Here is a 13753-nt window from a genome sequence, read left to right as displayed (position 1 = left end):
TTTTTACTATGGATGCATACGAATACAGCGAATTACTCAAATCACTTACTATTAAAATGGACAATATTAAAAATATTGTAAAACCAGATCTCTTAGAACAGAGACTCAAAGAGATAGAAGAGATGCAGCAAGATCCTGATTTTTGGAACGATGCGACCAATGCAGGAAAGATCTCCCAGGAAAAAACCAAAGCTGAACGTATATTGGCGACCTATAACAATGCCTATGATGCAGTACATGATGCCAGTGAGTATTTTGAACTCTCTAAAGCAGAAAATGATGAAGAGACCTTGGAAATGCTCTATGAAGATGCAGAAAGCTTAGAGGAGAGTACCAATGCACTAGAAGTACAGATGATGCTCAGTGGGGAACATGACGGCGCCAATGCCATCGTCTCTATACATCCGGGAGCTGGAGGAACGGAATCACAGGACTGGGCCAGTATGCTCTACCGTATGTATCTGCGTTGGGCAGAAAGACATGGATTTAAAGTCGAAAGTCTTGACTATCAAGCTGGAGAGGAAGCAGGTATCAAAGATGTCTCTTTCATCATCAAGGGTGAAAATGCCTATGGCTACCTCAAAGTAGAGAACGGTATCCACAGGCTTGTACGTATCTCTCCTTTTGACTCGAATGCCAAACGACACACTTCATTCTCTTCAGTAATGGTTTCACCGGAAATAGATGATGACATAGACATTACCATCGAAGACAAAGACTTGCGTGTAGATACCTATCGTGCTTCTGGTGCAGGAGGACAACATGTCAATAAAACAGAATCAGCGATCCGCCTCACACATATACCGACAAACATTATCGTACAGTGTCAAAATGACAGAAGCCAGCATAAAAATAAAGCTGCAGCGATGAAAATGCTGAAATCACGTCTTTATGAGTATGAGATGGCTAAAAAACAAGCTGTTTTAGATGGCGTAGAAAAATCAGATATAGGATGGGGACACCAGATACGCTCTTATGTCATGCAGCCCTACCAACAAGTCAAAGACACAAGGTCAAACCAGGCCTTTACCAATGTAGATGCTATACTTGATGGAGATATAGACAAAATGTTAGAAGGTGTGCTGATCAGCCAAGCGAAGTAGCGACAAAAAGTAGATCTTTCTACTCCTCCTCTTCGTCCTCTTTTTTCAAATATTTAGAAATCGTTTTAGTCACAACAATAGCAGTAACAAAAGCTAAAATAATCATAGATGTCGTATAGAGTGCGTTCATTAAATCTATTTTCATACTTTTTCCTTGAGTATTTTATCTTCGATCTTATAGGCAACATCGCAGCGTGCTTCCATGCTGTCATCATGGGTTACCAATAAAAGTCCTGCACCTGTCTCTTTAATGTAATCCATCAATACATCCATCACCAGCTCTGCAGTCTCTTTGTCTAAGTTCCCTGTAGGTTCATCTGCAAAGATGATACGAGGACTTTTACTAAGTACTCTGGCTATAGAGACACGTTGTTGTTGTCCTCCCGAGAGTTCACCTATCTTTTGTTTCATCAGTTCTTTGATCTCTAGTTTTTCAAGAATGGCATCATCTATTTTCTCAGCACTCAACATGCTGGCTACTTCAATGTTTTCCAGTGCACTCATCCCTTTAAACAGGTAGTGAAACTGAAAGATGATCCCTATATCATAGCGACGCAATGCTTCAATGGCCTTATCATCAAGCGTGTAAAGATCTTTCCCTAAAAGTGTTACGCTGCCTTTATCGGGTTTGATAAAAGTTGAAAATATATGTAAAAGTGTAGACTTTCCGCAGCCACTCCGACCAATGATCGCTGCACTTTGTGATGGCTTTAAAGAAAAGTTTACATCGTGAAATAAAAGGGTATCAAAACCGTGGGAAATATTTTTTGCTTCCAATAAAAATTGGGACATCTGTTGCCTTTAAACTATTTTGCAAGTGTGGATTTCGTTCCACTTCATGGCATATTTTAACATAAAAATGTGATGGGTAAATTGAGAGAAAGAGGAAAAAATATGAAAGGCTCTGTCCAAGCTCTCAGCTTGGACAGAAAAAAGAATAAGGGAAGACCCTTACCCCATTTGTGCAGCAACTTCAGCGGCAAAATCTTCTTCTGCTACTTCAATTCCTTCACCTACTTCTAGTCTTACAAAATGTACGATATCAGCAGAACCACCAGCAGCTTTTGCTTTCTCTTGAACATATTCAAGAACAGTTTTGTTGTCATCCATTACAAATTTCTGATCAAGAAGACATTGCTCTTGGTCAAGTGTTGTGTTGTCTGAGATAAATCTTTCGATCTTACCTGGAAGAATTCTGTCCCAGATCTTTTCAGGTTTACCTTCTGCTTTCAACTCTTCTTTGAGAAGTGCTTCAGCAGCAGCCATAACTTCTTCAGTCAATTGGCTCATAGAGATATACTGAGGAATGTTCTTCAGTGTCTTACCAAGTCTAGTAAGCTCTTCATTCTCTTTTTCGATAGCAATAATTCTACCTTTAGTCTCTTCTTCTACAAATGCAGGATCAAAGTCTTTATAAGAGAGTGTACTTGGTGCCATAGCCGCTGCATGCATTGCTACCTCTTTAAGTACAGGAGTCATTGCTTCAGCTGTCTCAGCAGAATCACATTTTGCTTCAATGATCACACCATTTTGACCGTTAGAGTGAACGTAACCGTTTACCGCTGTAGTTTCATCACCCTCAATAAATGCGGCTCTTCTCACATCAAGTTTTTCACCGATAACAGCAATTTGCTGTGAAAGATAATCAGAAAATGGCTCACCGTTGATCGTTGAAGCATTGATCGCCTCTGCATCTTTAAGACCGTTGTCAAATGCATGATTTACAACAGTATCCATAAGTGCTTTAAATTTATCATTCTGTGCAACAAAGTCAGTTTGAGAGTTGATCTCAACGATCACTGCTTTATTACCTTCAACTTTAACACCGATAGCACCTTCAGCTGCTACTTTTCCAGCTTTCTTCGCTGCAGCACCCATACCTTGGTCTCTAAGCCATGCAACTGCTTTGTCCATGTCTCCATCAGCTTCAGTCAATGCTTTTTTACAGTCCATCATTCCTGCATCAGTCATCTCTCTGAGTTTTTTGATATCTTTAGGTCCAAAGTTTGCCATGATTACGCCTCCGCCAATGCTTTTGCTTCAGCAATTGCTTCAGCTTTAACTTTAAAGTTTGCAGCTTCTTCTTCACTCATGTTAGCAATTTGTGCATACGTTGTAATACCTGCTTCAATCAACTTTTCATTACCTACTTTACCGATACCTGTAAGTGTTGTCAGATCATCAGCTTTTTGCTCAGCTTTAGGTGCTGATTTTTCTTCTACCAATGCTGCAACTTCTTCTTCAGATGCTGCTTCAGCCATCACTTCTGCTACTTCTTCGCTAGTCGCTACTTCTTCTACTTCATTACCCTGTGCTTCATCGTATGCTGCTTTACCTTCGATGATCGCTTCAGCCATTTCTTTACAGAAAAGATTGATCGAACGGATAGCATCATCGTTTCCTGGAATTGGATAATCAACCATATCAGGATCACAGTTAGTATCAAGTGGTGCAACAACTTTCATACCAAGTCTTCTTGCTTCTTTAACAGCGATGTGTTCTTTTACAGAATCGATAACAAACATCATGTCTGGAAGTTTTTTCATGTGTCTGAAACCTTCAAGGTATGAGCTTAACTTCTCTTTCTTTCTCTTAAGCATCAATGCTTCTTTTTTAGTCAAAAGATTGATCTGACCAGTCTCTTCCATTTGCTCGATGATCTCAAGTTTTCTGATTGATTTTTTCATTGTTGGGTAGTTTGTTAACATACCACCTAACCATCTAGTAGCAACGTAAGGCATACCACATCTCTCAGCGTGCTCTTTGATCGCTTGTCTAGCTTGTTTTTTAGTACCTACGAAAAGTACTGTCTGTCCTTCAGCTGCTGCATCTCTTACAATATTGTAAGTGTATTTGAAGTATCTAAGTGTTTTTTGAAGGTCAATGATGTAGATATTTTTTCTTGCACCGAAAATGAATTTTTTCATTTTTGGATTCCATCTTCTTGTTTGGTGTCCGAAGTGTACACCACATTCGAGTAAGTCTTTCATTGTTACCATAAGTTTCTCCTTGGTATATCGTTAATAGAATTTTTACATTGTAAAAACTCAGTTAAAAGCATAGCTTCATCACTAGGTTTGATCCGCTGTAGTCCTCAATGTCAATTCTAAATTTAGAATCACACAACCGTGCAAGGAATAACTACATGTGTATTTCCATTATTCAAGCCATTTTCATAGCCTCATAGAGAATAAGGAACGCGATTATACCGCAATGATGTTTAAATGAATATAAATTTAGGAGGTATTTGCAGAGGCACCCTCTTCTGGATGCCTTTTATGGTATGACAGGTTATGCTTGTAGCTCTTCTAGTTTGGCTTTTACAGCATCCACATGTTCTTTAACTCTCACTTTTGCCCAATTAGCAGCTATTTTTCCATCTGGATCTATGATAAATGTAGAACGTACCACACCCATATACTCTTTACCCATGAATTTTTTGAGCTGCCATACACCAAAGGTATTGCAGAGTTCTTTTTCTTCATCTGCAAGCAGTGTGATCTTTAAGTCTTTCTTTTCTATGAAATTTCTGTGTTTTTTAGGAGAATCCGGACTCACACCTAAAACGATAGCATCCAAATCTGTAAAGTCTGGAAGTGCTGCAGTGAAATCACAGGCTTCTGTTGTACATCCCGGAGTGTTGTCTTTCGGGTAAAAATAAAGTACAATCCACTTTCCTTTAATGTCTCTAAAACAGATTTCCTCTTCATCCTGATTGGGTAAACAAAAATCTGGTACCTGCGTTCCTACTTCTAACATACTATATCCTTTATTATTTCTTTTTGGGTAGTATAACAAAATGAATAAAGAAAACAAACAAACCAAAGAAGAATTACTGGCAGATATAGAAAAACTTATCGCTTATGGCAGAGAAGAACCAACCATCAATCCTGCCCTTTTAGCGTATCTTGAAATAGACGATCTTATTGCTACCAAGAAAAAACTACTTGAAAGAGTAGGAAAGCTCAGTGAAGAAGATAAAGAGTGGCTAGAACAGTTTAGGAAGTATTAATAACGACTAAAAAGATCAAATAGTCTCATAGAAAACCTACTAAAATGATGTACATATTTACTTAAATGTCATCAGTGCATAACCTTTATTTTGTAAACCGATAGTATCGATAAAACTATTTTTAGATATATGAATAAAAGGTAAAACTTCCTTTTTGTCAATTGCATGTGCATTCAATGACATAGCACAGACGATAATTTTCACCTTTTTCGTTTGAGACAATCGTATAATACTCTCCTGTGCCATCTTTATGTAGGGCATATCCTCCTCAGGGGTTATTTCATCATACACATCAGAAACCATAGGGACACATCCACCATGAAGGGTAATGGCAAAGTTTGCCTTGTCACCATCCTTTTCGATCATATTCATGGTTCTTTCTATTAAGTTCATACGTGTCATCACGAAACGTGCATTATTTGAACTGCAGTCGAAAACAGACTTATACTCTTGTGCCTGCGTAAAACTCAGTACACCTGCTATTAGAAATATATATTTTTTCATCATTATGATTACTCTCCTGGATTTAAATTACTTACTTTTCTATTATAAGCGATCTTTCTTATACTCATATTAAAAACGTTAAGTTAAGCTTAACGTTTTTAATATATACTGTTATCAAAACTTATCAAGGGGAACAATATGAGAAAAGTAATCGGAGTTGTCGCACTTTCGCTGCTGATATCAATGAGTATACCAACAAGCTCTATGGCAGGGGTAAAAAAAGGGCAACGCATATATAAAAAGAATTTTTATAAAAAATGCGGATTTTCAGGTGTTATGTTCGCCAGACATCACTTACAAGCAGAGTGGGAACATATCTATGAAACTGGTAAATTTCCACAGGAAGCAAAAAATATTTGTCCAAAACTTACGATAGAGACGATTGAAAAAAAATACTGGAAAGACATTTATGCATACTCAGTAAAATATGCAAAAGATGGTGTTCCACCTAATGGATGCAACGATTAAACACTAGATAACGAAGGAGTTATGTATGCCACTTTGGAAAATAATAATATTCTGTCTTATTGTCCTGATTATCGTTGTCGGTGGATATGTGTTTATGTTCTTTCACATTATGAGAAGAGATCCAAAAGAATTAGAATATAGAAAACACATCGGTCAAGATGATAGACTGATACCACCTAAAGATAAAAAGAAAACAGTTGATACAAAAAAGTGAGTAAAAATATATTACATTATTGTTTGCAGGTGTGACAAGAAAATATGATGGTCTTACATGTTCTTTGTTTGAGATTTTGGCAGTTATATTCCCTTTTATTACTAAAGAAGGATATGAACTTCCATACTAAAAAATCACTAATCTACCTTAGGTTGAACACTTGTATACACAATTTCATCTATAAACTCAATGCTTTACACACACAACTTTTCAAAGAAGGAGTGTCCGACATGATAGGATGAATGAAGTCAGGAAAATATTTTGCAGTCGTTCTACCAATACTGATGGCTGTAAAACTTTTATCCCATTCAACATTTTTAAGAAAACATTCGATTGTAGAAGGTGAGGAAAATATAATAATAGAATGGGAAGGTAGTTTTATCTTATTGTCGTAATCTCTACACACCGTTTTATACACAGGTATATGATCGCACTGAATATGATTATTATGTAGGACCTCTATCAAATTAGAAACAATAGATTGTGCACCCAGGTAGGCTATCTTTTTACCTTTTAGGTGATCTACAAGTTCATAAGCGAATTCATCTCCATGTTTTTCTTTTCCTGTGAAAGCCAATTTACCCTTAAGCTCTTTTATATATTTAGCAGTATCTTTTGAAATAGCATATGCGGGTATTTTTTTCCATTCAGATGAGAACAAAGAGTCGCAGTGTTTGACTCCATTTTTAGATGTAAATATCAATGCATCATATTGAGTAATGTCTATGTTAGAATGGATCCCTATTGTTTGTATCATTGGTAGATTTTTAGCATACCTTACTTGTTTATCACTAAGAACATAGATATTTTTTTGTAAACTTTTTAAGTCATAAGAGATATTTTTTATTCTTTGTTTTAAGGAAGAAAATAAATTCCTTGATGATGAAATGGCTACATTGGCTCGTTCATCTTTAAAAAATCCAATATTATGCTTTGATAGTGCATAAGTCAGTTTAATTAAGTCCGGATAAGTCGTCTCTTTTTCATATCTGCTATCTACTAAAAAAGAATTTTGATATTTATCATACTCATAATAGAGCAAATTAAGTTTTTTTGAAAGTTTTGATAAATCTTGAAATTTATTACTATTACACATCTCCTGCCTTTTTTCACTGTAATTCTATTAACTTAATAATCTTGTATGATTCTGTAAGATTTTAGCCAAGGACCATTAACAGAAGGTATTAAAAGGAGAAAAAATTGATGAATGAGAATAAAACACAATAAGGGCTTGGGAGTGCCAATGGTATAGTAGACACTCACTTCGCTGATTTAATACCTTATGATCTCACATATTTTATAACGTTGTTCGCTATAGTAAGGTATAGAAATACTCTATGATTTTCTTAGTATCCCTTTATTTTCTTAGATCTATGGATCTATCAAACTCGATATTATATTTATTCAGTATAGCACTCTGTTTTTCTTGCGCTTCTTTTCTATCAATGATCACTTTAACCCCATCATTGTCTTCTAAAACAATATAATCACTTTTTACAGCGTTCATCTTCTCGTAAAACTCTTTAAAGTTCTTAAATGGTTCACCATTCACTTTATCTATGGGCCACATGGCAAAATCATTGTCTCCCCTACTCATATCAGAAGCCAATACTTTAAGCAGAACCACCACTTCATTTTTATCTTTTTCTTGCCATTTTCCCGCCAAATAACTTAATTTTAAACGGTTTCGGTTTGTAGATACAATGAGGTTTCTGGTAAGCGGAGCAAAGACATATCCTCCATATACAAAATACCTGGGCATCGTATCGTAACGTGTTGTTTTGACCAAATACATATCATCCGCTATGTATTTTAAATCTGCTTCGACTTGCATATTTTTTCCATCTCGGATGATGTCAAGCTTTACCTTTTCACCCATCTGATAAGCATCTATAAAGTGCTGATAGTGTGTAAACTCATGTTTTCTAAACTCTACCGTACCGTCATTTTCCACATTATGCCCGTCTACAGCAGTTAAGATATCACCTTCTTGCAATGCTCCTGCAAGTGGTGAATTATGTACCACCTTCACAATCAGTTTTCCACTGACATTCTCATCAAGACCATAGTAACGTCTTATCGCAGGGTTTTCCAGTTTTTGTGTACCTAATCCCAAATCTGCAAACCCGTCATATTTTCCATCTTTCATGTCTTCTATGAAGTGTTTCACCATATTCACAGGGACCAGGTAACCAATGTTTTGAGACTTACTGATCATTTGCATCACTACACCGACAATCTTTCCGTTAGAGAGTGCCGGACCGCCGGAATTTCCAGGATTCACAGCCGCATCAACCTGGACTGCCAAAAATGACTCACCACTGTGTGCATACGTATGATGTTCTATACGTGATACTACTCCAATCGTCGCAGAAAGCGTACTTCCTCCCATAGGATAACCATACACAACAATTTTTTGTTCAACTTTTGGCAGTGAACCAAAAGTCAATGGTTTCACTCCCTCAAAAAATGCTTTCTCTTCTACTTTTAAGAGTGCCAGGTCTGCCTGATGGGACACTGCATAGACTTTTGCAATATAACGTTTACGTTGACCATAACGCTGTACTTCTATAAAAGACTGGTTGGCTACGACATGTGCATTCGTAAGAATGTACCCACCCTCTATAATGGCACCAGAACCTGTACTGCTACGCATGGAGCTGTTCCAGGGTTCTTGATAGTTGGGTACCTTTGCAGTGGTGTAGATTTTAACGATAGCTTCTTTGGTACCATTCGTATACTCTGAACTTGCCGTTAAAAACAGTGTACTTAGCAGTACTATCCATACTATTCTCATTCTAATCCCCTAAAATCTTCTGCATCTATGCAGCTTATATTTCGTTTTATTGCTTCTTTTACCATAAGACCTGATTCTTTTGAAGAGAGCAAATTTTTGTCTTCATCATAGAGTCTTGCAGAACATACACCACAACTTGGGCTTCTGTCTTTACCTATAAGCAGATCCAGATCCGGGTGTGTGTTAAAAAACAGTGTAGCATATTGAATGATAGGAGTAGATAAATCTTCTCCATTGAAGTTTGATATGGCTTGTTGCCCTTGCGGTGTTTCTACCAAATCCATTGTAGAACGAGGTGTACCAAAGGCAGTATCTTCAGGGCAAAAAGGAATGAGTTGAGTATCTTTTAATTGTTCTAAAAGTATTTCATTTTTATTGTCTGTGGCATCATATCGACATTTTTCACCTAAAAGACAAGCGGAAATTGCGACCTTTTTCATCGTTAAAATACAAAGAGTAACGCATAAACCCATGCACCTGTCAACATGGTTAATATAATACCTATAAAAGTCCGTTGTCCATCTTTTTTATGTGATTGAGAATAAAGTCCTGGAAGTGTTGATTGTTTTTTATCACGATTACCACGATAAAGTGTAATAATCCATAGAACCAATGTAGTGACAGAGATCATGATGTGAAAAATGAGTACATACAAAAGATAATCATGTGATACAGAACTACCCTCCATTAAGTTTTTATAACCACCCTCCATACGGACACCATACTCAAAAAAACCTACTACGAGCACAGAAATAATAAAAAGAAGTTTCTGCACCTTTTCATGTGCATTATAATTCTTTTTCTTTGCAAGCATAATTGCACCATAAATCAAAAAAGGCAACAATGCAACAATAACTGATACAATATCCATAAACAGTGGTGCTCTAGTTCCTAAAAAACCTGGTTGAAACATATAATCCATAAAGATCCTTTTTAATTTTCTCTTGTTTAATCAATTATGAAGAGTATCACAATCGAACTAAATTTTGTAAGGTAAAAACTACTGTTCGTACCTAGCAAATGACAACTGATTTTACTTCTGTGAACTCTTCAAGTGCCCATTTCGGACCTTCTCTTCCTACACCCGAAAGTTTAGCACCCCCATAAGGCTGTACATCAAAACGAAGCGTTGGTATGTCGTTGATCACTACACCGCCACACTCTGCATCTTCTATAAATGCCTGTGTCATTTTCAGATCATTGGTGAAAATAGAAAACTGTAGGCCGTACGGTGAGTCATTCATTTTCTCCACAGCCGTTTCATAATCAGATACGGCTACCAAACTGACGATAGGAGCAAAAACCTCCTCACAAATGATCTTCATATCATCTGTCACATCCGCCATCACTGTTGGAGGGAATATTCCCTCTACCTCTTCACCGCCTGCAATGACTTTTGCACCTTCATCTTTAGCGGATGCGATCCATGAATTCGCTCTTTGTCTAGACTCATCGTCTATCAGTGGTCCCATAAATGTATCTTCCTCGTAAGGTGAACCCACTTTAAGTTTTTTTGTCTCTTGTGCGATCAACTCTGCAAACGCATCATACACCTCTTCATTCACATAGATACGTTGGAGAGAGATACACACTTGTCCAGAGTTGTAAAAAGCACCAAAAGCACAACGTGCTGCTGCAAGCGCCAGGTCTGCACTTTTATCTATGTAGGTTGCAGCATTGCCACCCAGTTCAAGGCTGACCTTCTTGATCCCCGCCTGTTTGGTAATAATGTTTCCTACAGGTACAGAACCTGTAAAGCTGATGACCCTTGGAATATCACTCTGTACCAGTGCTGAACCCACTTCAGCGTCACCATATACCACAGAAAGGGCATCTTTAATAGCATATTGCGAATCTACAAAAAGCTTTGCAAACATATATGCTGTCATAGGTGCTTCAGGCGTAGGTTTCAATACCACTGCATTTCCTGCTCCCAATGCCGGAGCTATCTTGTGTGCCACAAGATTCAAAGGAAAATTAAACGGTGTGATACACGCAACAACCCCTACAGGTTCCCGTTTAAAATACGCCAGTGTTTTCTTACCGCTGGGCATAATGTCCGTAGGTAGTGTTTCTCCGGAAAGATTTGCAAGTTCCATTGCAGTGATCTTGATTGTTTCTACACATCGCTCTACCTCAACACGTGAAAATGCGATGGGTTTTGCTACTTCTTTGGCCAACATCAAAGCAAAAGCTTCTTTTTCGTCCATCAGTCTTTTGGCCACATCCTCCAGCCATAAAATACGCTGAGACAATGGCGATCTGGCTGCGGCTTTACTTGCAGCTTTGGCAATATGAAGCGCTTTCAGCGTATCTTCTTCATCACAAACCGGTGCAGAGCTTACAACTGTACTATCAAAAGGACTTTGACGTTCCTGTTGTACTTCTTTGTTTTCTTCGGTGGAACCAAAAAAGATTTTGGCTTGAGCTATAGTTGACATGAGACGTACCTTCTTTCTAAAATTGTTTGATTATAACAAATTGGGAATAAAAGGTAATGGAATTTTTAGATATTTTATCTTGTGAGATGGAGAGAAGCGGCATCATAGTAACTTTTGATATATACTATAAACGCCGTATATATTCTCTTTTCTCATACAGTAAGTTTATCTTTTGGATAAAAAACTATAGACTCCCAAGGATATAATAATCAATGCAATACCCAGAATAAGATAGAGTGCATGTATCATCTGTGAATAATCATGTAAGGCAATTTTAAATACGACCATCAATGCTTCAATAGAAAGTGCAATAATAATAGCAACAGAAAACTTCGTTAAGACATTGGCATCTTCATTCTCTTTACTGTAATTTTTGAAAAAGACCTCTCGTTCCAATATGGTCTTGGCCAGGTCAAAGATGGCAAGCCCCAAAGTGAGTGCAACGATAGGTTTAAAGAGTGCATCCAGAGAAAATTCTCCCTCGATAAAGATACTTGAAGCATATCCAACCAGTGCATATATAATGGCAAAAAAAGCAAAGGCCATGAGTGAAAAACCTACGGCTTTGTAAAAGAACTGTGTAAAATTATTGAACGCTGGATTGAGTTCTACCAATCCAAGTCTTCCAAGTAACCCTGAAAGTGTGAAATCGATAAAGATATATTGATCCTCTTCTTTTTTCATCACGGTAATACAAGTATTCCCCGTTGCAGAACTGATGTAGGGGGTACTGATGGAGAATTCTTCATCTTTTTGCATCACTTTTGTACTCATATAGTCTCTGTTCTTACCTTCTTGTGATACATCTTTTTTATTTCTAAAAATATTAGGAGACGTTTGATTAAAGTCTTTATCCGTGATATACAGCAGTTCCATTGAAGGGAATGTTTGGAATGTCTTTTTATAATTCTTTGATGACTCAGTTAAAATAGATCCATTGTTTTTTAACGTTGTCATAATAAACTTTTCAATATCTTCCTGATTTTCCTGATACACTTCAATAAATTCTTTCATTCTCTCTCCTCTTTGTGTCATTGTATATTCATTATACAAGTATACCATGAGAGTCATCATAGGAGATGTGATTTCTGTATAGTTATTACTCAATATCATATGATTTCCATGAATGAATCATTCAATGTCATGTATAGATACGTATTATTTCAGATAATCATGAATGACTATCAACCATCACAAATACCTTAGGTTTAGATAACCGACCATTAACCACAATTTAGATAAAATAATTCATTAATTTTGACTACCTTTGGGTAAGTCTTGGAGCGAAGCATAATGAACAAATCAAAATACATCTGGATGGATGGCGAATTCACACCTTGGGATGATGCCAAAGTACACGTACTTACACATACACTACATTATGGAAATGGTGCCATAGAGGGGACTAAAGCATACAAAACTGTCGACGGAAGATGTGCCATCTTTAAACTCAAAGAACATACACAAAGACTTCTTAACTCATCAAAGATGACACTGATGGATGTACCATATACAGCAGAAGAATTGAATGCTGCACAAGTAGAACTCTTACAGAAAAATGAACTCTTTGATGGTGCCTATATCAGACCATTGGTTTATCTTGGATATGGCGTTATGGGCCTTTACCATAAGGACTGTCCTGTCAATGTATCTATCTCTGCGTGGGAATGGGGAGCGTACCTTGGAGAAGAGGGTCTTAAAAAAGGGGTTCGTGTAAAGATCACTTCTGTCACAAGAACACCTAACACTTCTGGTATGGGGAAAGCCAAAGCCGTAGCAAACTACCTAAACTCTCAAATGGCAAAATTTGAAGCGGTTGAAGCCGGTTATGATGAAGCATTGCTTAGAGATGACCATGGGTATATCGCAGAAGGATCCGGTGCTGCTTTCTTCATGGTAAGAGATGGTGTACTTATCTCTCCTCCTAGTGACAATTCACTCGAGTCCATTACACAGCAGACTGTTATAGATCTAGCACATGATATGGGTATCAAAGTTGTAAGACGCCGTATTACGCGTGAAGAAGTCTACATCGCTGAGGAAGCCTTCTTTACAGGAACCGCTGCCGAAGTCACGCCGATCCGTGAAGTGGATGCACGTATCATCGGTGCAGGTGCTAGAGGACCCATCACAGAAAAACTACAAACAGCCTATTTTGATGCGGTTGCAGGTAAAAACCCTGACTATATTCAATATTTAACCTATATTAACTAA

Annotated in this window: 16 protein-coding genes and 1 pseudogene; 5 read left to right on the top strand and 12 right to left on the bottom strand. The window is 37.4% G+C overall.

The genetic code is table 11. The features are described 5' to 3' along the window. The first annotated feature begins 8 nt into the window (after nucleotides 1–8). Nucleotides 9–1103 carry a peptide chain release factor 2 gene (prfB, locus tag LDM93_RS09985; RefSeq protein WP_223892264.1) on the top strand — a complete coding sequence of 365 codons (1095 nt, stop codon included), beginning with the start codon at nucleotides 9–11 and terminating at the stop codon, nucleotides 1101–1103. A 19-nt stretch (nucleotides 1104–1122) separates the two neighbouring features. Here prfB and LDM93_RS11360 read toward each other — a convergent pair whose 3' ends face one another. From LDM93_RS11360 to bcp, 5 genes and pseudogenes are all read right to left on the bottom strand, one after another. Further along, nucleotides 1123–1248, bottom strand: coding sequence for a hypothetical protein (locus LDM93_RS11360; protein ID WP_255586216.1), 126 nt, complete (start codon nucleotides 1246–1248; stop codon nucleotides 1123–1125). After that, nucleotides 1245–1895 carry an ABC transporter ATP-binding protein gene (locus tag LDM93_RS09980; RefSeq protein ID WP_223892263.1) on the bottom strand — a complete coding sequence of 217 codons (651 nt, stop codon included), beginning with the start codon at nucleotides 1893–1895 and terminating at the stop codon, nucleotides 1245–1247. Before LDM93_RS09980 ends, LDM93_RS11360 begins: the two co-directional genes overlap by 4 nt. A 159-nt stretch (nucleotides 1896–2054) precedes the next feature. Further along, nucleotides 2055–3116, bottom strand: coding sequence for a translation elongation factor Ts (tsf, locus tag LDM93_RS09975; RefSeq protein ID WP_223892262.1), 1062 nt, complete (start codon nucleotides 3114–3116; stop codon nucleotides 2055–2057). Between the two features lie 221 nt (nucleotides 3117–3337). Continuing rightward, nucleotides 3338–4102: pseudogene (rpsB, locus tag LDM93_RS09970) on the bottom strand (30S ribosomal protein S2); the annotation flags it as partial. Between the two features lie 292 nt (nucleotides 4103–4394). Continuing rightward, entirely contained in the window at nucleotides 4395–4862 is a 468-nt protein-coding gene (gene bcp / locus LDM93_RS09965; protein WP_223892261.1) for a thioredoxin-dependent thiol peroxidase, read from the bottom strand. A 40-nt stretch (nucleotides 4863–4902) separates the two neighbouring features. On the opposite strand from bcp, the gene LDM93_RS09960 reads away from it, so the two are divergent. Continuing rightward, entirely contained in the window at nucleotides 4903–5115 is a 213-nt protein-coding gene (locus LDM93_RS09960; RefSeq protein ID WP_223892260.1) for a hypothetical protein, read from the top strand. A 57-nt stretch (nucleotides 5116–5172) separates the two neighbouring features. Here LDM93_RS09960 and LDM93_RS09955 read toward each other — a convergent pair whose 3' ends face one another. Further along, nucleotides 5173–5619 carry a DsrE family protein gene (locus LDM93_RS09955; RefSeq protein WP_223892259.1) on the bottom strand — a complete coding sequence of 149 codons (447 nt, stop codon included), beginning with the start codon at nucleotides 5617–5619 and terminating at the stop codon, nucleotides 5173–5175. 138 nt (nucleotides 5620–5757) lie between these two features. On the opposite strand from LDM93_RS09955, the gene LDM93_RS09950 reads away from it, so the two are divergent. Next, nucleotides 5758–6087, top strand: a complete 330-nt coding sequence (locus LDM93_RS09950) for a hypothetical protein (RefSeq protein ID WP_223892258.1) — start codon at nucleotides 5758–5760, stop codon at nucleotides 6085–6087. A 25-nt stretch (nucleotides 6088–6112) separates the two neighbouring features. Further along, nucleotides 6113–6301: a hypothetical protein gene (locus LDM93_RS09945; RefSeq protein WP_223892257.1), complete on the top strand. Its 189-nt coding sequence runs from the start codon at nucleotides 6113–6115 to the stop codon at nucleotides 6299–6301. Between the two features lie 178 nt (nucleotides 6302–6479). Here the strand turns inward: LDM93_RS09945 and LDM93_RS09940 are convergent, their stop codons facing one another. The 6 genes from LDM93_RS09940 to LDM93_RS09915 form a co-directional block, all read right to left on the bottom strand. After that, entirely contained in the window at nucleotides 6480–7397 is a 918-nt protein-coding gene (locus LDM93_RS09940; protein ID WP_223892256.1) for a uroporphyrinogen-III synthase, read from the bottom strand. Between the two features lie 261 nt (nucleotides 7398–7658). After that, entirely contained in the window at nucleotides 7659–9098 is a 1440-nt protein-coding gene (locus LDM93_RS09935; RefSeq protein ID WP_223892255.1) for a serine protease, read from the bottom strand. Next, entirely contained in the window at nucleotides 9095–9538 is a 444-nt protein-coding gene (locus LDM93_RS09930; protein WP_223892254.1) for a DUF523 domain-containing protein, read from the bottom strand. Before LDM93_RS09930 ends, LDM93_RS09935 begins: the two co-directional genes overlap by 4 nt. A 2-nt stretch (nucleotides 9539–9540) precedes the next feature. Next, on the bottom strand, nucleotides 9541–10020 hold the full coding sequence (locus LDM93_RS09925) for a DUF420 domain-containing protein (RefSeq protein WP_223892253.1): 480 nt from the start codon (nucleotides 10018–10020) through the stop codon (nucleotides 9541–9543). A gap of 91 nt (nucleotides 10021–10111) precedes the next feature. Further along, the gene (locus LDM93_RS09920) at nucleotides 10112–11539 is read right to left on the bottom strand and encodes an aldehyde dehydrogenase family protein (protein WP_223892252.1); all 1428 of its coding nucleotides are present in this window, start codon (nucleotides 11537–11539) and stop codon (nucleotides 10112–10114) included. A gap of 165 nt (nucleotides 11540–11704) precedes the next feature. Further along, nucleotides 11705–12553, bottom strand: coding sequence for a hypothetical protein (locus LDM93_RS09915; protein ID WP_223892251.1), 849 nt, complete (start codon nucleotides 12551–12553; stop codon nucleotides 11705–11707). 279 nt (nucleotides 12554–12832) lie between these two features. Between LDM93_RS09915 and LDM93_RS09910 the strand changes: the two genes are divergently transcribed. Next, nucleotides 12833–13753, top strand: coding sequence for a branched-chain amino acid transaminase (locus LDM93_RS09910; protein WP_223892250.1), 921 nt, complete (start codon nucleotides 12833–12835; stop codon nucleotides 13751–13753).

Origin of the sequence: Sulfurovum sp. TSL6, from assembly GCF_019972115.1 — a bacterium.
Taxonomy (GTDB): Bacteria; Campylobacterota; Campylobacteria; order Campylobacterales; family Sulfurovaceae; genus Sulfurovum.
The sequence above is the reverse complement of the archived record's forward strand: the minus strand, read 5'-3'. Positions and strand labels throughout refer to the sequence as shown.